We start from the raw sequence: 22,179 nt of genomic DNA, 5'->3' as shown, positions 1-22,179 counted from the left end.
CTATCTAAGTGATGAGCATAAAATAACGATGGTGAGACTGCATGATAGAATTCGTTGACACAATAAACGCCCCATCATTAGTAAAAAATTATTGTATTGCGCACACAAAACCTGTCATTCCATTTTGTGAGTCCACTTTTAATTTGGAAATTGGAGCCGAAGGCACGTTAAATTCTAGAGATTTTGAAAACACTATCAATTGTTTCAACTTGATACCTTTTGGAAAGAGGTTTAGACGTGAGCTTGGTTCATCCTTGGGGTCTTTCGCTGCGCGAAAGCACCTTTTAGCGTCAAATGATAATCTTGATTTTGCAATCAACATTTCCACTTACCGAACGTTTATGCTGTCAAACAAAAGGCCTAAACACTTTCACAAAGTCTTAAAGCTAAATTTTATCACCGAGAGAGAATCCGAAGTATTGGCAGATTTAGCGTTACCGTCAGAAGTAAGCTGCGCATGGAAGCTTCCGATGCCAATTTCAGTTGGAACTATTGAGAGAAATTATGCATATTGTCACCACATAGAAGACTTAGATCTGCATCTTGAAATAGCAATAAGCGAAGGTATATTAACAACAGCAGAAAGTGACGAACTTCGAAACACAAAAATTCTATTGCCCGGTGCCTTGAGTGTCGGAATGATGCCCGCGCAAATATTCTGCGACATCAACGAAAAATTAGAGGTGATTTCACGAAAGTTCCTTGATGTATTTTGGGCAGAACAACGAGACGACTATCAAATAAGAGCAGCAAATTTTTGCCATGAGCGCCTAGGAAGCTACCTGCTTGAACAACACCTCAGAAAGACCTACGGCGGGTTAGTTAGCTCCCATTTCGGTTATTGGACACGTGTCGACAATGACCTGTCATACTCACAGGGTAAAATGACAACGTAAAGTGCGCTACAAATCAGGTTGGTACATTTTATATTGTTTATAAGCTAGCATATAGGCTTCTTTGCGTTTTAATCGCTCCAAAAATACATCGTAACATGTTTGTACATACAGCAACTGCTCACTTATCCGCTTCTCTGCTTCTAATGAGGCTGTCTTTGAAAGCCTTGTATTCGAAAATGCCTTCTTTAATGTTAAAACGCTCATACGATCGATCATCTGACCTAGTGTTTCCGAATTTAGAATCAAGTTGGAGTGATCTTCGACATGACTAAGCGATAGTTTTTCAACACTAAGGGCATCAATTGCTTCCATAAAGTTGTTTCGCATTAAGTTCGAAGCATCAAGATTGCGTTTGTATTGAACAATAATTTGAGGGGGTAAATCCCCGCGTGATCTGTCATCGGCTTTCCAAGAAAAAAAATTACAGCCATGCAGGCCTTGAATCAATTTCTCTATTGACAAATCGTCAACTTTTGGGATGTCGGCCAACTCCTCTTCAATCCATTGCGCAGTGCATGACTCCAAAATTTCTGACGTCCTAGAAGACTCTAACATTCAATATTTCCCTACCATTTTAATTGGTGACCGCGACGTTTTACTTAAAAAAATATGTAACAACAAAGACTTTACAGGCGCAAGTCTCAATCAGTTTCCAAATATGCTTGTAGCCTTTGCAAAAGCTCTTGATATTCATCAGCATCCCATAGCCTTATTGTATCATTTTTGAGCTTTAGAGAATTAACTGAGTAAAAGTTCCATGCGTGTTCAGTTAAAGCTCCCCACCCAGTTTTTAAAAAAATCACCTCAAAAGGATGAAGAGTATTTCCAAAGTACGCATTGACTGATTGCGGATGACCCGTGTTGGTAGTTTTATTAATGTCTGAATGTGGCAGACGATAATCAATTTCTTGGTAAGGTGGTAATACACAAGAAATATTCCATCCTGCCTGCTTAACCAATTGGCTCATTCTTATTTCGCATTCGACTATTGCATCTTCTTTCGAGATACCTCTCGCTTTGTCAAAAAATCCCGAAGACAGTAGCAAATGAAAACAATTATTCGTCATCGCTAGGACAGAGCTTTGCACATGAGAAAAAGGTTTCTCTTCATTCGGATATGCTGCTTCATACAATTGAGAGAATGGTCTATCTTCATGCAATATATTAATACTTGCACCAGAAAGATGAACTGAGTCTTTTAACAGAGAGACAAAAGGTTGCGTCCAGCATTGATTTACATAGGGAGGAAGAAAAGGCCCTCTCACCGTGCAATTTAGAAAAATGAAATGAGAGTAGATATTAAAACCCTCGTCATCAACTACAAGCGAATAGCCCGCAAAGTCATGCTGTAAGTTTTCAGTAAAGAAGTAACGAATGTTGTCATGCTGTGGCAGCTTGATGGTTGTATCACCGGCTATGATAATAAAAAAATCAAGTTCTACTCGCCAGGCTAAACTCAGAAAAAAGACGAAATTATCTTTGTAAACTAAGTTTTTTTCATAGTAATGATAGATCACGGCTGTTTTAGCAACATCAAGACTCATGCTTCCCTCTTACAATGCGAAAGACAATCAACTGGACTAAGTGAGAACGAATTACCAACTTCATGAGCTTGCCACTATTTTACCCCACCAGTAATCAATACCTAACCTTCGTAATAATTCTTGTCGATAGCTTGGCTCATCAAACCATTTTAAATATTCGCTTTTCCACCGGTAGAGCTTTTCAATTGTAATTGCACACGATTCCCATTCGTCAATAAAAACAACAGGAAGAACTGCGTAGGACTCGTTCGCAGGGTTACGCTTAATAATTGGGATCGCGCCATAAAGGAGGCATTGCCATGCTTTTGGTGACGGATCTAAACCGCCACCCTCTGCGCATAAGACAAAGCTATGAACCTGAATCAAGTCTAGGAAGTCACTCTCAGGTATTTCATCGGGCAGATTTGTAGTAAAAGAAGACCAACTATTCTTAGCAAGGGATGTTACTGTTCTGCGAATATCCCATTGGGAACCGTCGCGCACTCTATGTCCGCATAACACTTTAAGCTCTCGATCTGCCATATTTTTTGAATTGGGAAGCTCTTGAAGTCTTTGTGGTTGGTTATTGGGATACACCATTCCAAGAGGCAAACCGCTTAGCTTATCTATCGAACAGTCATCGAGGTTTTCTGCATACCAATGAATTAACTGTTGATGTTGAAGAATTTGGGAGATAAGGCTTTTTTCAGTTTCAGAAAACTCTCGCCACCTTTTATCAGTTTGATTCGGAATTGTGACATCTTCAGAGCCAGATATCAGAATAAATGGGCTCTTAACTATTGGTAGAACTGTTTCAACGAACTCTGATATTGCAACGAAAGGAGATCTTAAAGATAAATATATGTATCGAGGTTTGTGGTTGTTTGTGATTTTTTTTAAATATGTGTAGGGTGGGTTATGATCGCTTAATAAAACCCAGTCACATTTCGAAGCTATGCCGGTTATCTCATATTTATCTGCGCCCTGGCTTTTAGGAAATAGTCTTGTAGATTGAAAATAAGTCACATTATCTCATTGTTAATGGGAACAGTTATATTTTGTATATGCGAAAGCGTAATATGTATTTTACAACTTGTATACACTAAATTTGCTACAACAGCGTTCGCTAAATTAGTTGTCGTATAGACCACTAATTAAGATAGACCATTAATTATGGCTGCTCTTTGTTCGTAAGCGATCATTTTAGACCGTTCTTTACAACCGTTTGATTTAGGTCTAGTGGTGCAGCGCTAATATGCCTGACTATGCCTGCCGGTACTTTGTGATGTGTTTTTGCGTTGTCGTTGGCAATCAACACCGTTTTTCGGTTTTTCTTAAGTAACGTGCCGGTGACTGTCGTGCCGTCATGAGTAAATTGCACTTTCATACCAGGTCGTAAGATGGCAATCGCGGCTTCGTCTTGCTGCTTTTGCAGGGTATCTATGCGCTCACATACAAATTGATTGAGTATATATAGTTGGTCAATGGATAAATGGCTGATGTCTATCGTGGTTTTGATGTCTTTATTTGTCATGGTGTGCTTACTTTTCTATATCTGAGCGCAGGCGTTTGTCTGCGAACAGGACTTTCCAGCGCCGAGGGGTTAAATCGATAACGTCTTTTGCCGGATGTTGTGAGACGCGCTGCAGTACATCCACCAAGTAGTGATACGGATTGATGTTGTGTAATTTGCACGTCACGGTGAGTGTATGCAAGACGCCAAGCTGTTTTGCGCCTAGTTCACTCCAACAGAACAAGTGATTCTTTCTTCCCATAGGGATAACGCGCAGGGCTCTCTCCAAGTGGTTCGTATCGATGCTGACTTGCGCATGAGTGAGGTAAGTTTTTAACTCATGATGGCGCTCATAGGCATAAGCAAGTGCTTTGGTTAACGGGTCTTTAGGCAGTAATTCAGGTCTCTGGCGCTGCTCGTATATCCATTTGAATAATGCAGTAATGATAGGCTCACTGTGTTTAAGGCGATATTGCACGGTATCCTCGGCATTAAGTGCCTGTTTTCGTATGTGCGCTTCAATCTTGTATAGCTTTTGTATTTCAGCCAAGGCGTATTGCGCCTCTTTAGGGTGATAATCCAATGCTTTTTCGAAGTAGCGGCGCGTGTGCGCCCAGCACGCTGCATGGGTAATTGTTTGACCTTGATGATTAAGCGTATCAATGACTTGGCTATATACCGCATAACCATCGCTTAACAAGGTGCCGTTAAAGCCTGCTAGTTGCTCCATTGCATGTTGTTTACCGCGAGAAGACGACCAGGTAAAGGCCACTTCATCTTGCTCACCATACATCGGCCAGAAGTACGTTTGCTTCATTGTTTTTGATGGTTGGCTTGATGTGCGGCTGCGGCTGCGGCGAGTCGAGGATTGTCGACCCGCCTTCATCGGCGTTTCATCCATACTGATGTTCCCCCCGGTGAGGATATTACTCAGCACGGCGGTGGCAATGGGGGTCAGTAAATCAATCCCTTGGCTAACATAATTAATTAGGGTAGCGCGTGATAGCGTGACCCCCGATTGCAACATCCGCAGATGCTGGCGATGAAGGGGTAAATGATACACGGCTTTATCGACCATTAGGCCAGCAAGCAATGATACATCCGCATACGTGCCTTCTAGTATGTTAATCGGTGTTTTAGGCGATTGGATATGTCCGCTGTCTTTGTGCTTGAGTACATTTTTGCGGTAAATGAGAATTTGATAGCTACCTGGCAATTGTGCCAAGCGATGGCTTTCTTTTACGCCAATGACCTCATAGTTATCTGCATCTTCACCTTCAAGCTCCGGACATGGGACATCAATCACTTTTGTCGGTACATCATCGGTATAACGAAGGCCGGTGTCATTGACATCGTTGTCATCTTTTTGCTTATTGGAGCGCGTGTAGCCTTTCACCACTTTTTTTGGGGCAGGCGATACATCTTTATTGTTTACCTGAGCAAACAGGTGTCCTTGGTCGGGGTTATCTGGCAGGTGCTTCTCTGATTTACGACCAAAGAGTTGGCGCTTGAACCAATCCAGTTGTTGCTGCATCGATGTCATCTGCGCGCACACTTTTGCATATTCTTCATAAGGAACATGAGCTGGTTTTGCTACGGTATCAGATGCGCTTTTCATGCGGCGAAGTATAGCAAATTCAGCTACTTAAGTCGCCTATTTTGTCTGCCTTTTTGCCAATAAATGCCATCAATCAAACACTGTAACTGCGCGGTGTTCAGCGCTATTTTACCCTCGCTACTTGAGATCTTAGCGAAGGAGCCACGCTCCAATCTTTTTGACCATAAACAGTATCCACCTTGATGATAATATAGCACCTTCATCATGGTGCGTTTACGATTCACAAACACGAACCAATCACCTAATTGCGCTTGCATCTGCAATTGATTCGTCACAAGCGCGGCCAAACCGTCGAACTGTTTGCGCATATCCGCAATGCCGGTATACAACCAAATGCGAGCGCTAGACGATGACAACATCAGCCATCGGTACTCATGTTAAGCACCACACCGTTTGGCAAGGTCAATTCTATTTGCCATTGTCTTGTATCTGGTTGATGTGACGCCATGGTGTCAATCGGCAACCATTGGGATGTTGTCTGTGGTAGCGACAAACCCTGTCGCTTTTTACGTTGTAAATAAAAAGTAGATTGAGTAATGTGATGCCTGTGACAAAATTGCGCGATGGTCATATCGCTCGCTTCTTGAGCATCGATAAGTTGCTGCCATTCTTGAGGGCTACGTCTAATCATTGATGTCTTCTCCTATTTAATCAATGATTAGATTTTAGGGGCTTAACTTAGGAGTAGAAGAACGGTCTATTTTGATCGGTTACATTGATAGGTCTCCTGTATTTATCAATGACGCGATCTTAAATTATCATTGTCAGCGGTTGAACAACGGTCTATTTTGATCGCTTACGAAGAACGGTCTATTTTGATCGCTTACACCGGCACGTTACTTAAGAAAAACCGAAAAACGGTGTTGATTGCCAACGACAACGCAAAAACACATCACAAAGTACCGGCAGGCATAGTCAGGCATATTAGCGCTGCACCACTAGACCTAAATCAAACGGTTGTAAAGAACGGTCTAAAATGATCGCTTACTTCAAAATACTAGTATAAGTCAGCAAATGCTGTTCAATGACCTCTTAACGATGAAAATTCCTTTTTAAAGGTGTCCGGTTGGACTTAACGAGGACAAACTCTATTTTCTATTTAATGAGGTCGGCGTAGATGTTAGCGTCTGGGCCTTGTCTATCGCCTTTTGGCCTTAAGTCACCAGTGTGATATGGAGATACGCTTTCATTTTTTGATAAGTACTTTATGGCTTTGTACCCAATCATATCTGAAATTTCTCTCAGAAACTCTTTGGTTAGCAAACACTCATGCCCCCACGCTTTCCACTCTCTTTCGTAAACTCCATCCGCTCCAAGTTTGAATTTCGAAAAGTTTTTCATCGAGTCCAACAAACATGGTGTGTTCACTCTATTAATAGCCTCTGGCTTAAGCACTCTGTAACATTCAGCTAAGAATTTTACTTGAATCATTTGAGGAAGATGTTCAATAAAGTCTTCACTTAAGATAAAATCCACTGAGTTATCCGGAATATTCCAACGGTCGCCAACTGGAAACATAAATAAATCTTGTATTAACTCTGATCTAACTAAATTCGATGTAGGCAGAAACATATCAATATGCAAGAAGTCAGGCCTGATTGTAAGACCGCACCCAACATATATCCTTACAGGCTTGTCAGCGTCACAGAGCTGGATAACCCGATTCTCAAACTTCTCTTTTTCAGTTTTTTCACTGCCGAATTTCGTCAATGAATGATTTTCAAAAATTTTCATTCTAGATGTTTGTTGAATTCGCTCAAAAGTTGGTGTAATCACTTCTGCGTGCGTGGCTGTCAATTGGCGAGCAAGGATAGTTCCACTCAATGCAATGTACTCAGACGTATCTTGCAATACCAACCTCGAGTCCTTGTCATAGTGCACCCAATTGGCCCTGGTAATAGTTTTTCCCGAAAAGCTTAGCCCACCGCGATCAGTGAGCTCTAAGTATTCGCCAGTTTGTGTTACTAAGACATATCGAGCGCGTGAAGATAAGTATAAAGCAACAACTCTACTAGTATGGTCATAGACACTCTCGGCCCAAAAAATCTCACCCCCCTTACAAACAAGATAGGTTTCAGCATTCCTCGTAATCCAAAAAGCTCTTATAAAATCTTCAGTTTCAACATGACTCGTGTAATCAGTTAACATTAAAATATCTCTTACATAAAATTTAAGACTGGTCACTCTTAACCAAAGTCTTTACATTTTGCAATCGTCGCTTATGTCGAATGACTAGTTTTAATAAACCTTGCATCTAAAACACTCTTTATTTGCTCAATTGGAGCATTAAACGGAGCTGCATGGTCTTGAATCTTGTCATTAGAGCTTACGATTGCGTACTGCAAATCTGCGGCAGTAGCGATGTCCCAGAAAATTCGGACTCTATCTAGCGTAAACTGACGGCTTATTTCAAGAACAAAAGTGTCAGGCTTACAGAAACCAATATTTGTCAAGCCCGCGCCATGTGCACCAACAACTGCTTCTGCGTTGCCGAACAAAGCGATTTGTTCCATTAGAGACAATCCACTAAGAATAACTTTTTCGAACCCATAATCTTTTAACAATTCAAAGACCTGCTGCTCATTTTCCATTGCTCGCTTAGGAGTATCCTCGCGAGAGATAAATAAGCGCCGAGTTCGCGAATCCTTTAGCTCTTCACTCGCAACTTCTTGGGCATACTTAAAAAAATCAATTGTTGCTGGAGTGATGAACTTAACGTCATCATTTTTATGTGCTGCAGAATCCTGCCGATAAACGATATCGCTAACAATATAGCCGCTGTTTATCCATTGAACAGATTCGTCGGGGATTTCTAGTAAATCTAAAACTTGCTGTATTAACTCTGCATACTGATTTTTTATTACTGTAACTTTCACACCAAATTTTTGAAGATGTTTCTTATAAGCAAGAAGCTGAGGAGCTTGTTCAGTTATAAGATGATAATAGTTGAGCATTGGGTGTCTCTGAAAATAAAACGCAACCTGAGCAGTCCGAGTAGGTTTATCATCTTCATCCACTATAAACCCCAAAAGCGGGTGGAAAACAACATGCCTAAGAAAAGAACCTGAATTTACTCTATTTTCATTAAAAAACTCATTTTCACCCGTCACAAACGCGCCATTGCCGGAAAGCTTCGCATTTGCGAAACATCGGAGATAGATCTCCGGCACATTGAACGTTTTGCCAATTGCAGCAAATGCAGAATGCTGTTTAACGAATTCTGGTAATAGATGAAATCCAAATGGTTCTGTGATCTCAAGTTTGGATGCGTTATAGGTTCTTTGAGACTCTGGCAGCTCTAATTCCGCCAAACGCTTAGACAAAAAGAGATTATGTGGTGCCTGATCCTGAAATATTCGCCTTAACTTTATGGGTTTCGCGATTTTTTGAGGCTTGTAAGCAATGCGGCTCGATTCTGTAATACGATTCTGTCGTTCGTAAAATGCTACCACTTCCGCTCGTAATTCTTCGTTATAGTAATCATATTTTAAAGCGCTCAAATAGCGTTCTTCAGCTTCTGATTGGTTTCCACTCTCTTCGAGCACTTTAGCGTCATTTAGTAATAAGGAAGCTTTTTCAGCCCATTTCGCTTCATTCATTTCAGACATTAATCAAGCTCACTCGTATACATACTTTTCAAAGTATTTAATCGTTTCCGCGAGGCCTTGTTCTAACCTTATCTTAGGCTCCCACTCTAGCGCTCGCTTTGCGAGTGTAAGATCGGGTTTTCTTTGCATCGGGTCATCCTCAGGGAGTGGCAAATAAACAATTTTGGAAGATGACCCCGTCATCTCAATCGTCTTCTCGGCTAAATCACGCATCGTAAATTCACCGGGATTACCTAAATTAATAGGACCTGTAACATCTCTCGGTGCGCTCATTAGTGCGAGAAATCCGTTGATTAAATCGTCCACATAACAAAACGACCGCGTTTGCATTCCGTCACCATAAATGGTGATATCTTCGCCTTTTAATGATTGCATAATGAAATTTGAGACTACGCGTCCATCATTGGGGTGCATTCTTGGTCCGTAAGTATTAAAAATACGTGCAACCTTAATATCAACATTGTGTTGTCTGTAGTAATCAAAAAAGAGCGTTTCTGCGCAGCGTTTACCCTCATCATAACAAGAGCGTATACCAATTGGGTTTACATCTCCTCGGTAACTTTCTGGCTGAGGATGCACAGCAGGGTTCCCATATACCTCGGATGTAGACGCTTGGAAAATTCTTGCTTTCACTCTTTTCGCTAGGCCAAGCATGTTAATTGCTCCCATCACATTCACTTTAGTCGTTTGCACAGGGTCGAATTGATAATGTACAGGTGAAGCTGGGCAAGCTAAGTTATAAATTTCGTCCGCCTCAACGTAAAGTGGAAATGTAATGTCATGTCTCATCAACTCAAACGAGGTATTTGTTAATAAATGCTCAACATTTGCTCGTCTTCCTGTGAAATAATTATCGACGCATAATACTTCATATTCTAATTGCAGCAATCGCTCACACAAATGTGAACCCAAGAAGCCCGCACCACCGGTCACTATAGCTCTTTTTTTTATTTTCACTTTTTCTCTCTCAAGTTGAAGTATCGCCGAGGTGTAGCTACGCTATTGTTTCAAGCAATATTTTTTCTACTCGGCTGATATCTTCTGGATAGTCGACGGCAATGCTATTACCCTTGACTGTCAAAACCTTAACCGTAACACCATGCTCTAAAAATCTCAGTATCTCAATATCTTCAATCCTTTCAAGTGGCGTTTTTTCTTTTGCAGACGCAAATAGCTGAAGATGTTCTCGGGAGAACGCATATATACAAACTTGCCTATGTGCACTTTGAAATGAAAGGCTTTTATCTGTGGGTATGCCCGCTCTGCTCATATAAAGTAATGTTCCGTCAGCACTTGTAACCACCTTAGGGACGCTGCTCGATCTAAAGTCAGCTTCAGTTACGATTGGAGCCATGGCGTTAATTACCGCATTCGGGAATTCATGAAAAGCATCAACTACGGAGCTTATATCTTGCGCTGACACTAGGGGTTCATCGCCTTGAACATTGATTAAAAAGTCGCAATCTAGCAACTCATTTGCCTCCGCGAGTCTATCAGTTCCGGTTAAGCAATTACTTGATGTCATTAGTACTTGCCCGCCAAACCCCTCAACAACGTCCTGTATTGAAGATGAGTCGGTGGCTACATATATCTTATCGCTCGTAAGAGCATCACAACACCTTTCCCAAACGCGCTGAATCATCGGTTTTCCGCAAATATTTGCAAGCGGTTTGCCGGGAAAACGCGACGATTCATATCTTGCTGGTATAACTATAGCGTATCTCACTGTATTACGTTCCCAATGCTGTTGGCCATTCGCTTAAAACATGAAATCCTTGCTGCTTACAAAGATTCGAAATCTTTTCAGGCACGTTTGAATAAGGAGTATAAGCAATAAAATCAATGTTATTTAAAACGGCAGCGTCAAGGTCAGCAACAGAGTCACCTATTAATGCAGCACGTCGATGCGATATTTCTTTTAAAATCGTAAATACATTGTCGTTCTTAGAGGTAGGCGAGCCAAACACTTTTTCGAACTTATGGGCAATATTTTTCGACCTAAGAACCCGCCGCAACTCTTCTTGCTCTGAGCCACTCGCTACCGCTTTTTTACACGACAATGCATTAAAAAACACTTCAAAGTTGGCAGTAAACTGCGAGTTTTCATACTCTTTTGAGCACCTCGAAGAAAAACCTTCAAGAATTTCATGGTATATAATCGCTTTTTTAATGTCTTTTACGTCAAGTATATGATTTACAAAATGTGTCACGTGATAAAACCGAGACCTGCCGAAGTTATTAATGAAGAACGCCTTGCATTTAGCTGCGTCATCGGAGGAAAAGCCACAAGCAAAGACGGCATCCTCCATGGCACTAAGCTTTAAGCCATTAGAATCGAGAATAACTCCGTCACAATCGAAAATTAACAAATCATAATCATTCAATTGGTGCATAAACAGATTTCTGTGCAATTGGATAGGTGGTCGGAGTTAATGCGGCGATACTATCTGATGCGAACAACGCTTGTGCTTTTTCCAACAGATCTATCATTTCCAAATGTCGGGGATCTGATGCTTCATATCCATCAACACCTACCAATGATATAGTTCTTGAGTCTGCAGAATAAGCTAATGCGAGAGCATAAGCTATTGTCAAATCGTATGGCACAGAGCAATATGAAGCGTTTGCGTGAAACGCCCCATCTCTAATTTCCATACCAAAATCAACACACGAGGTATTAAACGCAACTAACTCGCTTTTATGAAATCTGTGCTTAGGCAGAACTATTGGCTTACTTATAGATGAGTAATCGCCGCTTTCAGATAAGAATTTAGTATTGTGCGTCAAACAAAAATAGTCAACATATTGTTGAGGGATAACACTTATAAAGTTCACTGCCAATACAATAGGACGTCGCGAAACTATGTAGTCAATAATAGCTCCCTTGTATTTAGCTAAGCTGGGGCCATTATTTAATATCAGCACTTCTGAATCTTTGAATGCTCCTTTGAGTTGCTCACTGCCAGAGATAGCAATAGACTTAGTATTATGGTTTACAGCAACATTAAGCGTTTCTCCATTATAGCTTTCTGTGCCTTCAATTCCACTCAAGTAATCTATCGCCCCAACAATTTCGTCAGGCCCATAGTGCGGATCAGCAAGCAAATTTTGGATATAAGTAGGGTGGACATTGTTCTGTGCACCTAAAAAATACAGCAAATTACTTCCCCATCCTTTTTCTTTCTGCATCTTTTCAAAATGGCGAATGACCAAATCGTAGATAGGTTTAGGGTGGTACAGGCTTGAATCACGACTGAACACAGCAAATAACTTTTCAGTAGCAGTATTTCCAGCACCTCGCCCCATTCCTGTAACGGTAGAATCTATCCATTCCACTCCCAAACTATGAGCGATTAAAGTATTGTCCAAGCCTCTTCCCATGTTGTCGTGAGTGTGGATACCTAAATCGCCAGTCCAGTGAGCTTTTAAAGCAGAAACTATTCTAGTTACTTCTTTCCCATCCATATTTCCCAACGAATCCGCAAAATAAAGCACATCGACCATATTCCAACTCTCGATCGTTTTCGCTTTTTCTCGAATCACTGCAGACGCCTTGCCCCCTGCCTGCATTAAGTTAAAACCGACATAATAACCTAGCGCTTTAAGTTGTTTTGCAATATCAAATGAAGCCTCAACCTCTCTAAAATGTGCAGCAATGCGTACTACATTTATTTTGCTTTCATTCGCAGGTACAAAAAGGGCGTTAATAGCTTCTTCTGTCTGTAAAGAAGAGTTGATTATTGTTTTGGCATCAATCATGACCCCATACTTGGGACCTTTCGGTAGTGTGATATTATTAAGAAACCCCTCTGTTGTATATGCGAAAGCACCAAAAAAGCCGTTCTGTGAAAAATTGCGCAACCCTAATTCAACAACGTTTATCCCGCTATTTGCCATGGCCAACAAATAAGCGTTGACGATTTGATCATCAAAATCCCAATTGTTGTAGTACCCCCCATCACGAAGCGTACAGTCTAATATAATCATTTGAGCAACCTTATATTGGGGAGCTGAAAAAGCTCTAACTGTTTCAGTATTTTTTTAAGCCTGTTTTTGTATGAAGAGTGCATCATTATTGGCCTTTTCAAGAGCACCTCTTCAACTGAGGCCATGCGACGTTTTTGAGATGAAATAATTGATACAAAACGAATATATCCAAATATAGCTTCATGCCAACTTTTTGGTGTTTCATCATTTAAGGTTATACCGGTTTTATCAAAACAAATGTAATTAGCTATTTGTTTAGGGAACTGATGTTCTTCGACGTCAATGAGGATTGCTGAAGGATTCACATTTTTCGCAACTAAAATCGACTGGCATAACCAGTTGGTGTTCTGAAAGGCTTGATTCTTACCAATCTCAACTAGCTTTCGTTCGATGCTACTTCCCATTTCTTCACCAGCAAATTTGCGAAAAAATTTGCGATACAACATTAAGCTCTCTGCATTAACTTTGGCAAAGTATCGCTCAGAAATTGTTTGCAGTTCGCATTTGCTCAAGTCCTTTACTAAACTGAATATTGCTTTCATGTCTAACGCGTCAGTGAATTGCATTTTTACAGGTAAATCTATAGTTGGAGAGGCCGTTTTATATTGTGCAACCGGACACCCTAAGGCCAACAGCTCGAATAAAAACGAGCTTGAGTGCCCAACAGAAAGCTCTGCATCCTCAACCTTAAGATCGGTATACAACTCGCACCCTTTAAAGACTGTTAGATCATATTTTGAAATCTGCTTACCTGGGTGACATCGGACGTTTAACGCAATAGAATACGACAAACAATAATTAGTCACTAAGTCAATCATTTGTAAATTTTGCTTTTCAAAAAGTGGTTGGTCTAAGATTAGGTTGATGAAAGGCTTTGAGCATACATCACTTCCATTAGGCAAGAAAATGTGCGGTTTTCCACATCTAATTACGTTAGCATGTTTGTTATACTTTTCGATCAGTTCTTTAGTCTCGCTGCCCCACGATAAAAAGTAATGCGATGGCTGGAACATATAATTTATTTTGTTAACAGTGTCGATACCTTTGTATTCGACATACAATCCATGCTGAACCGAGCAAGTCCTTATACCAAGATCATTACAGATACTTGACAAAAGAAACTCCACAGGCTGGTGATCTGAAAAAAAGACTATACGCTTAAAACTTAAGGTTAAGATGTTTCTTGCAATATGAACATATTTCGCTAGCCGGAATAATAGGCAATCCAATTTCAGCTCGCATTGCTCTGAGATGATCGAACTAAGCTGTTCGCCATATATTAAAAGTGTGGTTAGAGCATGCCCATTTAGGGAATTGCTGCTTCTTTCAAAGTCGCAAATCATAATTTTTTTGGCTTCGTAGCTCTCGTAAATAGTGCTAAAAAATTCCTTATAATCTTGTCGTGAAAGACTTCGGAAGAATATAGTATCGAAGTCTTCTGCGATATGAGGTAGGTCGTATCGTGAATACAACAATTCCCTATAGCGTAACTTACGTATGTTTTCTAATTCGCCTTCTGATTTATTTTCGAGTAGTGACTTATCAAAATACAACGCTGATGCAAGCACTTCTTTATTAATTATCACAGTTCACCAGTTTAGAAATTGTATCATGAGGGTCAACAAACTCATGTTCGTGATAATCCCAAAATCCTACAAGCTTTAAGTACTTTTCATAGTCTTGATTTGGATAAGCAATGCCCTTCCACTTTTCAATCAAACGCAACCGGTCTCTTTCCTTTTTATCATCATTGTTGGTTGAACGGATTTCTGGCGTAGCCTCAAAGTAATGCTCAACAAATGAGGCCTTTGACGCAATGCAACTGTAACCTCTCTGCTTGAGTTTTAGAACAAGGTCAGTGTCAGCAAAATAGAAATGGTAACCCTCGTCTATATAGCCTACTTCCTTTACTGCCTGTCGCAAATACAACCCATGGTTCACGTACAGATTTCCAACATTAACAGCAACAGCGTACTTTTTACGAATAGGGTAGTCTCTAAAATAAAAAGCAACCGCACCAGTCCTTACCCCATCATCCAGAAGCTGATCAAATAAATGAACGCCATTGTTTATAGCGCTAGGCACTATTAAACTATCGTCGCTCAGCATGCATATATATTTGCCGGAAGCACATTTAAACGCTAGGTTCATGAAGTATGCCCAAGGCTTGCGCTTAACCGTCTTGCCATTCCATTCTCCACGGTTATGTTGCAATATCGTGATGATGTCTTTTTGCTGAACAAGCCATTGGATTGTTCCGTCTGACGATCCACCGTCAACAACGATTATCTCATACCTTTGACCATCAAGCTCTTTTCTGACTGCACTAATACAGAGTTGAAGTAGCTTTAAACGATTGAAACTGCCAATTACCATTGAAATTTTTGGATATTCCATCTATAACATTCCTTTGATTTTTGAGACAACTCTGGGCAATGCACCCCTGTTTCATAATATATTTTCACTTACTATTTTAAGCATATACCCGCACATTTGGCGGTGCACAAGTAGCGATAACTGCAAGAGATAATATCCAGTGCTCTTAGAAGAGACTCAGATTCTAATAATCCGTGTAACACAAAAGTGATTTTACTTTCTGAAAATATGCGGATGAATGTATTTCATTTCGAAAATCATCGCTAATGTCCCTTCGTTCTCGCTTTTCAATTTTGTTACTTGCTCGTCCGCTGTCTCCAGTCATTGTAAACAACTCGGTTATGTCAGAAAAGCTGCCATCAAACTTTATGTTTAAGATTTTGCACATTCTATTGATGGCTTTATGAGGCTTTTTAGTAAAATCTTCATACTTAACGATATTTTCGAGAGGATAACGACTTAAAAAACGAAAAAGCCGTTTACAGTACTCATCAAAAGTAGCAGGTTTAAACTGGAGCCAGTTGTTAGTCTGCAACGAAATGTATGAATCGATGGGATTTCTCACGGTTGCCAAGCTTATAATTTCAAAATCCTTATCCAGACACGTCTCTACTATTGGTGCCCTAGCAATCTTCTTACCGACACAATAATCAATGTGCGTGTGCTCGCGGAGCACAAGCGTCCCTCCCCTCTCAGAAACATGCTTGTTTACAGCTTTTATATTAGTTATAAATAGGCGGATAGCGAGCTTCTCCAAGTCTGGGATACCTGCAAAACGAGAGAGAGTAGTTATATCTGTTGGTGAATACCTTGCGAGGTGCCCAACATGATTTTTTGACAAAGGGTGCGTTTCACTTAAAACAAATACATTCGGCATCGCGGCTAAGCACTTGGTGATTATCGTGCCACCGCTGCATGCAAAATGATGAACAACGCGTAAAATAGGCTTTTCGTTCGATTTATTCTTTTCTAGAACCTCCGAACATCTATCTATAAGGCTTTTAGCTGCTGAAGCCTGAGCATCTAATGACAAATTTGCGCTTACTAAAGACCTTATTTCAGTTATGTCGCTATTTTCAATTATGGCAAGTGCAGAATCTAACTCTGCTCTCAAACCTCTTGAAATCGGGTTGTTCCCGACAGCTTTATTCACTTTGCAATAACTCAGGGTAACGCTGTTCAACATGTTGATAAAATGCTGAAGCTAACTTCAGTTTATCGTGCAGTTCCCGTACCAGCGCTTTTAGTTTTTTCGCTTCTTTGTTCTTTTTCAGAATCTGTTTTCTAAGATCTGAAGTGTCGATATTTAGCTTTGTCAAATGTTTAGTATTGAGAGCAAGCGTCTGTTCCATAGCCTCATACTTAGACTCTTTGTCCTTGAGCTCCTGCTGCTGGATTGCAACCTCATTCTTTAGACCGATAATTTGGTCTGCAAGATCAGCTGTACTCCGTTTAAGGTTTTGTTTGTCTTTTTCAATAATTACATTCTGCGCTTCTAATGCCTCTTTCACAATCTGAACGTTATTGAGCTCGGTTTCTGTTCGGTTTAATCTATTTGTTGTACTTGTTAATTCTATATTAAATGTTTCACATTTTTTTTCTAATTTATTAATTGTGTCTTCGCACTTGCTTACGTTGATTTTAGATTGCGTTAGAAGTCGCTCATTGTTAGCAGAATTTTGTGTTTGGGCTTTAAGCTTATTACTTAAATCAAAAAGCTCTTTCGTTAGTTTTGCATTTAATGATTTAGATTCACTTAATTTTTTGTCCAGCTCAGCTCTATCAGACTCTATGTCATAAAGCTCTTTACTGTTTTTCCAATTTACTTCGCGGTTAACTAAAAGATTATTATACAGCGATGTATTTTCTGACATCACACAAACAGGCGCTATTAAAGTAAATTGTTTTATAAGTTGCTCGTAAGTGTGTTTATGGTGGTATAAGTTAGTTTTTGCAGTCCGAACTAATAAGCAGTTAAATAGCTTTTGCGGAAGTGCTTTTAGCAAAAGCGCTTCTGTACCATTTACATTCAATATAAGTAAATTTGCCAATTCAGATTTGATCCCCAGACTTTTTAATTCATTTTTTATTGAGGCAGCGACTACCTTTTCTTTACTAAATTGCAAGCCTGGACGCAACTTTGTAATTTTTAAAGGAGCACAAGAGGAGCTAAAACCTATCACCGAAGCTCTGTAGAATACCACGTGTTTCGAATTAGAAGTGCTGAGAGTTTTTGCTATCATTTCTACATTTGTGATGTCTTGCTGCTGTATCTCTCTTTCAAGCTTAGCAAGCGCGTTTGAATCAGGTTCATACCAAATTATTCGACGCGCCTTGAGATCTTTCAATTGCTTTACACTTGACAGCTCTAAACTGCCGGCTATTACGACCGTATCAAATATTTGTGCGATACTTTTAGCGAGCTTGACGACTTCGTTCATCTAGAACTCCTTTTGCGCAGTTTGGGCCGCTTCACAATACTGCCGACATCTTTGCAAACAATTGCTGCCATTGCTGATAGGGTCGCTCCAAGGGAATATCATTTGCAATAGGAAACCTATTAGGTGTTGTCAAATAGTTAAAAAGCGCGTGTAGAAAGCCCTTATCCCTTATATTCAACTCGTCGGTAGCTTGCGCTTCTTCAGGCGATTGGTAAGGATGGAGGATCAGCCTTAGCTTTCTACCTTCAAGGTCCTGCTCATTTGGCTGCCAATTTTGGAGCGGTGCTTTCGGTCCATCTCGATTACTAAGAACTCTTAGCTCAAGAATTCCCCGATCACAAAATCCCTCAGGCTTTACGTTTTCGGCAATTACCTCAAAGTCAAAGTTATCGAATTCTTGCTTATACATTGAAAAATTCTTTATCCTTAATGCCAGTTTCTCCTTTGCGTTGGCAACCGAGCTACGCAATAACACTAAGGTGTTTACTGGGGCACTACCTCGATTATGCAAACGCTTGTCAAGTTTCTCTTGCAACTGTTTAAGTTGGGATAGCAACAGAGCATTTTCAGCTTTCGAGGCATCTCTTTCTGCCACGTTTTGCTCGTGCGACTCTAGCTTTTGCGTCAAAGAGTCGTGACTCGCCACAAGCTCCTTTATTTCAGACTCTTTATCTTTAACATCTAAAAATAAATGCTCTAGTTCTTCTTGCAATTGCGTAATTTGCAGTTGCAAAAACTCTTTCTCTGCTGTGCTTTCATCCAAGGTTCTCTTGATAGAATCCGCTCTTTCTGCCGCTGAATTTGCCGTTTCGTTAACTCTTTCGAGTCGAATCGTTAACTCATTAACTTCATCTTCGCTTTTCTTGGCTTGCCTATTCTTCTCCCAAATCGCTTGATGCTGCGCCGCCAACTCCGACAAAAACGTCAACGAATCAGCATCAGGCAAATACTTCTTCACCACAAACGTCGACCACTCATTTTGCAAATGCTGAATATCCAGATCATCTGCCAGCGCATAAAATGCACTCATTTGCAGAAGACGCTCATCTTTGACCTCAATATCGAGAGCTGAAAAAAGTTGCGGAAAGTTAAGCAGCACTTGCTGACAAGCAGTAAAGTAACTCGTCCAGTTGGATATAAGCCCTGACATTTCTTTCTTATTACGTAGTTGTTTGTTTAAGTGGATTGCGATGAAATTGCTTAATGAAGGAAGTAGCAAATCCACTTTCTTGGATCTAGACTTACTATTTTCATAAACAAAAACTTTAACCTGACCACTCTGGGCATAAACCAAATCTCTCACATCAGGCTCGTCACCCAACTCAGACACATCCACATGTTTCAATAGGCACCCCGACTTCACCTTACTCCCATCCTCATAAAAACGAGACATAACAAGCTCATCAGGCGCAACAATTAACTTACTGTGCATGTATCTTTCTCCAAAACCCACTATCTAATACAAATTAACCGACGCAAAAATATCCCGCATCTTCTCAATGCCGCGCGCCTTTGAAAATTGCGAGTCCGCAATAATCTTTTCATTTTCCGCAAGTTTGTTCCACAGCGCTTCATCATCATACAAGCGGCAGACTTGCTCTACCCACTGTTCAACATTTTCGGCCACCAAGCAGCTTATTTCGTGATTAAGCCCAGTTCCTTCGCGTGCAACATCGGTTAAAACCACCGGTAGTTTGTATGCCATGGCTTCTAATACTTTGCCTTTTATTCCGGCTCCTGAAAGCAGTGGCGCAACAAAAATACGGTGCTCGCAGTATACATCGTCAAGGCGCTGGGCGTAGCCCACCATTTTGAGGTTGTTCGTTTCAAGCGCTTGCATATCATCTGGCATGTTGCTGCCGTACACATACAGCACAATATCCGGACGCACGCTGTATAACGCGGGCATCACTTGTTCACTTAAGTATTGAATAGATTCCACATTTGGCGTGTGATTAAAGCTGCCTAAAAAAGCTAGGCCGTGTCGGTCTTTAAAGGCTTTCCCGGGGGGCTTTTCGGTCAACACCCAGGGCGTAACATGAAACTTATCGGCCTGCAAAATGTGCGAGGTGATTACCGCGTGCTCAACCGTGTTGTAGCATAAAACTGCATCTGCCTTTTTGCACACTTCAAGCTCTGCTTTTCTTGTTTTTCTTGCTTTTTTCAGCAACTTGCTTTCATCGGGCGCATTTAAGGCGCCGCGAATTTCCCGCAGAAAGTGCAAATCGGCATTATTGAAAATAATTTTGGCATTAGATTTTTCGCGAATAATATCCATATAGTTTTGAGCAACGTCGTAGCGCACGATAAAAAATGCGTCAAACTCATTAATACGCTGCTTGAGCACATCGCCTACCGACTTATAAAACGGCGCATAGAGAACTTCTACGCCCATTTTTTGAAGTCGCTTGGTGAGTTTGCCAAAGTGAGCAAGATTGTGCGGCAAAAATGTGAGTTTTGCCCCAAGCGCAATCATCAACTGCATTTCTTGCACCATGGCATAACTGCCCGCGTCTCTGTTTTCATCTGGCGTGGTGTTATCGAGCACTAATATACGGTGATTAATGAAGCGGTCTTTATTAATGTCTAAATTTCGCTTGTGGCGAATACCGTTGTGTTTAAAATCCTGAAACCATTTTTTACCAAAGGTGATTTGATTGAGCTTTTGATTAGTTTTTAAGCCTTCATTCACATCTTTGCCATGGCTTTGTCCCTCTGCGTGCACGACTTGTGCAAACGGCGTGTACATTACTTTGAAGCCTGATTGACGAACCTTATACGCCAAGTCGGTGTCTTCGAAATAGCAGGGCGCAAACTCATCGCTAAACATGCCAACCTGCTGCCAAACATCGGTTTTTATGCAAAATGCGGCGCCGGTTACGTAATCGACCTGACGCACATAGTTGTATCTTGGGTCAAGTGAGCTTGCGTCTCTGCCCACGTTCCATGGTTTTCCATCATTCCATACAATGCCGCCAGCTTCTTGCAAAGAGCCATCGGCGTTTAATAGTTTAGCGCCCGATATACCAACATTATCGTGTTGCTCAAACACGTCTATCAATTCGTCAAGCCATTGCGACGTAACTTCAGTGTCGTTATTCAAGAAAACGAGATATTTACCGCGTGCTTTTTGGCTGGCCTCATTGCAATTTCTTAAAAAGCCTTTGTTTTGTGAGCTGCGCGCTATCACTAGATTAGACACAATGTCCTGTGCGTTTTGCGTCATATCGTCAGAACAATCATCTGCCAGTATTAGCTCATATGTGCATTGGTTATGGGCCAAAATAATGGACGCAATCGCATGGTAAGTGAGTTCAAATTTATTAAATGCCGGCAGGATAATACTCACAAGCGGTTTATCTTCTTCCGGTAGGCTTAATTTGGGAAAGGTCGTTCGCCCCTCGTAGCCTTGGCACAGAACGTCGTGAGCGCTGATGTAAGCACCAAGTGAGTCTAAGCTGTTGTGCTTATTGGCGGCATCTACTTGATATTTTAGTGACTCATAGCGAAAATCCGCTGGCGGCGGCACGCCTAAAAAACCGGGTTCATTGTAGGACTGAGTTAAATATTTCCATGGCGTTTGAATAGGCTGAGCGCTTAACACCGCAGACGCCAACAACACCGATGACCCTTCAATAAAAATTTGGTACAAATGATTCTGTTGATCTAATACGCTTTTGGGTAGCAAAAACCGCAGTGTTTTTTGTTTTTGCTTTGTTTTTACTTCAATTCCGAGTTCTTTTTTCTCATCAATTAACAGTATGCATTTAAGCTCGCCCAGGGCCTCTAATGAACTAAGGCTTACTTCTAGGTAGCCATTTTGCACATCCGAAAACTCAGCTTCAAACTCTTGCACGTCGTGCTTCAGCAAATAGCCATTGTGAGCAATGGGCTGTAAGCTTTCAGCCTCAAACAACTCAATCTTTGCGTCTGTTGGTATAACAACGTCTACCTGTAAGCCAATTTTGAAACCATGCTTGCCCGAGTGAATGTTGTGCTCTTTGAGATCTTCTCTAAAAATATCGGCGCGTCCCTCTCCAATCTTTTCTTTGTTCGCAAGCACGACTAAATCAATAGGATGGTCGCCCACCTTTGCGGCTGCCCAGCCGTAAATCACGCCCGCTTTTACGCGCTCAATGTAACCGTGATAAGGCGCTGTAAATCTGTCGCCAAGTGTACTTGGGTTAGCCGGGGGATGATTGTCAGACATGTATATT

At 41.0% G+C, this 22,179-nt stretch carries 21 protein-coding genes; 2 read left to right on the top strand and 19 right to left on the bottom strand.

Annotated elements, in window-relative coordinates; genetic code table 11:
- Positions 1–41: 41 nt before the first annotated feature.
- The gene (locus PN836_RS16520; protein WP_395340342.1) at positions 42–896 is read left to right on the top strand and encodes a hypothetical protein; all 855 of its coding nucleotides are present in this window, start codon (positions 42–44) and stop codon (positions 894–896) included.
- A 6-nt stretch (positions 897–902) separates the two neighbouring features.
- Here PN836_RS16520 and PN836_RS16515 read toward each other — a convergent pair whose 3' ends face one another.
- The 7 genes from PN836_RS16515 to tnpA all read right to left on the bottom strand — a co-directional run bounded on the left by PN836_RS16515 (position 903) and on the right by tnpA (position 6,181).
- Positions 903–1,451, bottom strand: coding sequence for a DUF4254 domain-containing protein (locus PN836_RS16515; RefSeq protein ID WP_395340340.1), 549 nt, complete (start codon positions 1,449–1,451; stop codon positions 903–905).
- 86 nt (positions 1,452–1,537) lie between these two features.
- Positions 1,538–2,440, bottom strand: coding sequence for a hypothetical protein (locus PN836_RS16510; RefSeq protein WP_395340337.1), 903 nt, complete (start codon positions 2,438–2,440; stop codon positions 1,538–1,540).
- A gap of 60 nt (positions 2,441–2,500) precedes the next feature.
- Positions 2,501–3,445, bottom strand: coding sequence for a hypothetical protein (locus PN836_RS16505; protein WP_395340335.1), 945 nt, complete (start codon positions 3,443–3,445; stop codon positions 2,501–2,503).
- 172 nt (positions 3,446–3,617) lie between these two features.
- Entirely contained in the window at positions 3,618–3,953 is a 336-nt protein-coding gene (locus PN836_RS16500; protein ID WP_395338410.1) for a hypothetical protein, read from the bottom strand.
- 7 nt (positions 3,954–3,960) lie between these two features.
- Entirely contained in the window at positions 3,961–5,550 is a 1,590-nt protein-coding gene (gene tnpC / locus PN836_RS16495) for an IS66 family transposase (RefSeq protein WP_395340333.1), read from the bottom strand.
- 23 nt (positions 5,551–5,573) lie between these two features.
- A complete protein-coding gene (gene tnpB, locus PN836_RS16490) occupies positions 5,574–5,909 on the bottom strand; it encodes an IS66 family insertion sequence element accessory protein TnpB (protein ID WP_395340332.1) in 336 nt (111 codons plus the stop codon).
- Entirely contained in the window at positions 5,909–6,181 is a 273-nt protein-coding gene (gene tnpA / locus PN836_RS16485; protein ID WP_395340329.1) for an IS66 family insertion sequence element accessory protein TnpA, read from the bottom strand. The genes tnpB and tnpA overlap by 1 nt, the downstream gene beginning before the upstream one ends.
- Positions 6,182–6,338: 157 nt before the next feature.
- Here tnpA and PN836_RS16480 point away from each other — a divergent pair, with 157 nt between their 5' ends.
- Complete coding sequence (locus tag PN836_RS16480) at positions 6,339–6,530, top strand: hypothetical protein (RefSeq protein ID WP_395340327.1); 192 nt, start codon at positions 6,339–6,341, stop codon at positions 6,528–6,530.
- 115 nt (positions 6,531–6,645) lie between these two features.
- On the opposite strand, the gene PN836_RS16475 is transcribed toward PN836_RS16480, so the two are convergent.
- The 12 genes from PN836_RS16475 to PN836_RS16420 form a co-directional block, all read right to left on the bottom strand.
- Complete coding sequence (locus tag PN836_RS16475) at positions 6,646–7,698, bottom strand: class I SAM-dependent methyltransferase (RefSeq protein WP_395340324.1); 1,053 nt, start codon at positions 7,696–7,698, stop codon at positions 6,646–6,648.
- Between the two features lie 71 nt (positions 7,699–7,769).
- Positions 7,770–9,158 carry a glycosyltransferase family 61 protein gene (locus PN836_RS16470; RefSeq protein WP_395340321.1) on the bottom strand — a complete coding sequence of 463 codons (1,389 nt, stop codon included), beginning with the start codon at positions 9,156–9,158 and terminating at the stop codon, positions 7,770–7,772.
- A gap of 9 nt (positions 9,159–9,167) precedes the next feature.
- Positions 9,168–10,115 (bottom strand): UDP-glucuronic acid decarboxylase family protein, encoded by a 948-nt coding sequence (locus tag PN836_RS16465; RefSeq protein WP_395340318.1) that lies wholly within the window; start codon positions 10,113–10,115, stop codon positions 9,168–9,170.
- Positions 10,116–10,152: 37 nt separating this feature from the next.
- Positions 10,153–10,884: a 3-deoxy-manno-octulosonate cytidylyltransferase gene (gene kdsB / locus PN836_RS16460; RefSeq protein WP_395340316.1), complete on the bottom strand. Its 732-nt coding sequence runs from the start codon at positions 10,882–10,884 to the stop codon at positions 10,153–10,155.
- Positions 10,885–10,888: 4 nt separating this feature from the next.
- On the bottom strand, positions 10,889–11,551 hold the full coding sequence (locus tag PN836_RS16455) for an HAD family hydrolase (RefSeq protein ID WP_395340314.1): 663 nt from the start codon (positions 11,549–11,551) through the stop codon (positions 10,889–10,891).
- Complete coding sequence (locus PN836_RS16450) at positions 11,535–13,145, bottom strand: aldolase catalytic domain-containing protein (protein ID WP_395340312.1); 1,611 nt, start codon at positions 13,143–13,145, stop codon at positions 11,535–11,537. The genes PN836_RS16455 and PN836_RS16450 overlap by 17 nt, the downstream gene beginning before the upstream one ends.
- Positions 13,142–14,731, bottom strand: coding sequence for a hypothetical protein (locus PN836_RS16445; protein ID WP_395340310.1), 1,590 nt, complete (start codon positions 14,729–14,731; stop codon positions 13,142–13,144). The genes PN836_RS16450 and PN836_RS16445 overlap by 4 nt, the downstream gene beginning before the upstream one ends.
- Positions 14,721–15,542 carry a glycosyltransferase family 2 protein gene (locus PN836_RS16440; RefSeq protein WP_395340307.1) on the bottom strand — a complete coding sequence of 274 codons (822 nt, stop codon included), beginning with the start codon at positions 15,540–15,542 and terminating at the stop codon, positions 14,721–14,723. The genes PN836_RS16445 and PN836_RS16440 overlap by 11 nt, the downstream gene beginning before the upstream one ends.
- 163 nt (positions 15,543–15,705) lie before the next feature.
- Entirely contained in the window at positions 15,706–16,554 is an 849-nt protein-coding gene (locus PN836_RS16435; protein ID WP_395340304.1) for a hypothetical protein, read from the bottom strand.
- Positions 16,555–16,666: 112 nt separating this feature from the next.
- Positions 16,667–17,962 (bottom strand): hypothetical protein, encoded by a 1,296-nt coding sequence (locus PN836_RS16430; RefSeq protein WP_395340302.1) that lies wholly within the window; start codon positions 17,960–17,962, stop codon positions 16,667–16,669.
- A gap of 31 nt (positions 17,963–17,993) precedes the next feature.
- Entirely contained in the window at positions 17,994–19,394 is a 1,401-nt protein-coding gene (locus PN836_RS16425) for a hypothetical protein (protein ID WP_395340300.1), read from the bottom strand.
- Between the two features lie 24 nt (positions 19,395–19,418).
- The gene (locus PN836_RS16420; protein ID WP_395340298.1) at positions 19,419–22,172 is read right to left on the bottom strand and encodes a glycosyltransferase; all 2,754 of its coding nucleotides are present in this window, start codon (positions 22,170–22,172) and stop codon (positions 19,419–19,421) included.
- Positions 22,173–22,179 lie beyond the last annotated feature (7 nt).

The organism is Ningiella algicola, assembly GCF_028401415.2.
Taxonomy (GTDB): Bacteria; Pseudomonadota; Gammaproteobacteria; order Enterobacterales; family Alteromonadaceae; genus Glaciecola.
This window is presented reverse-complemented; position numbering and strand designations above follow the sequence as displayed.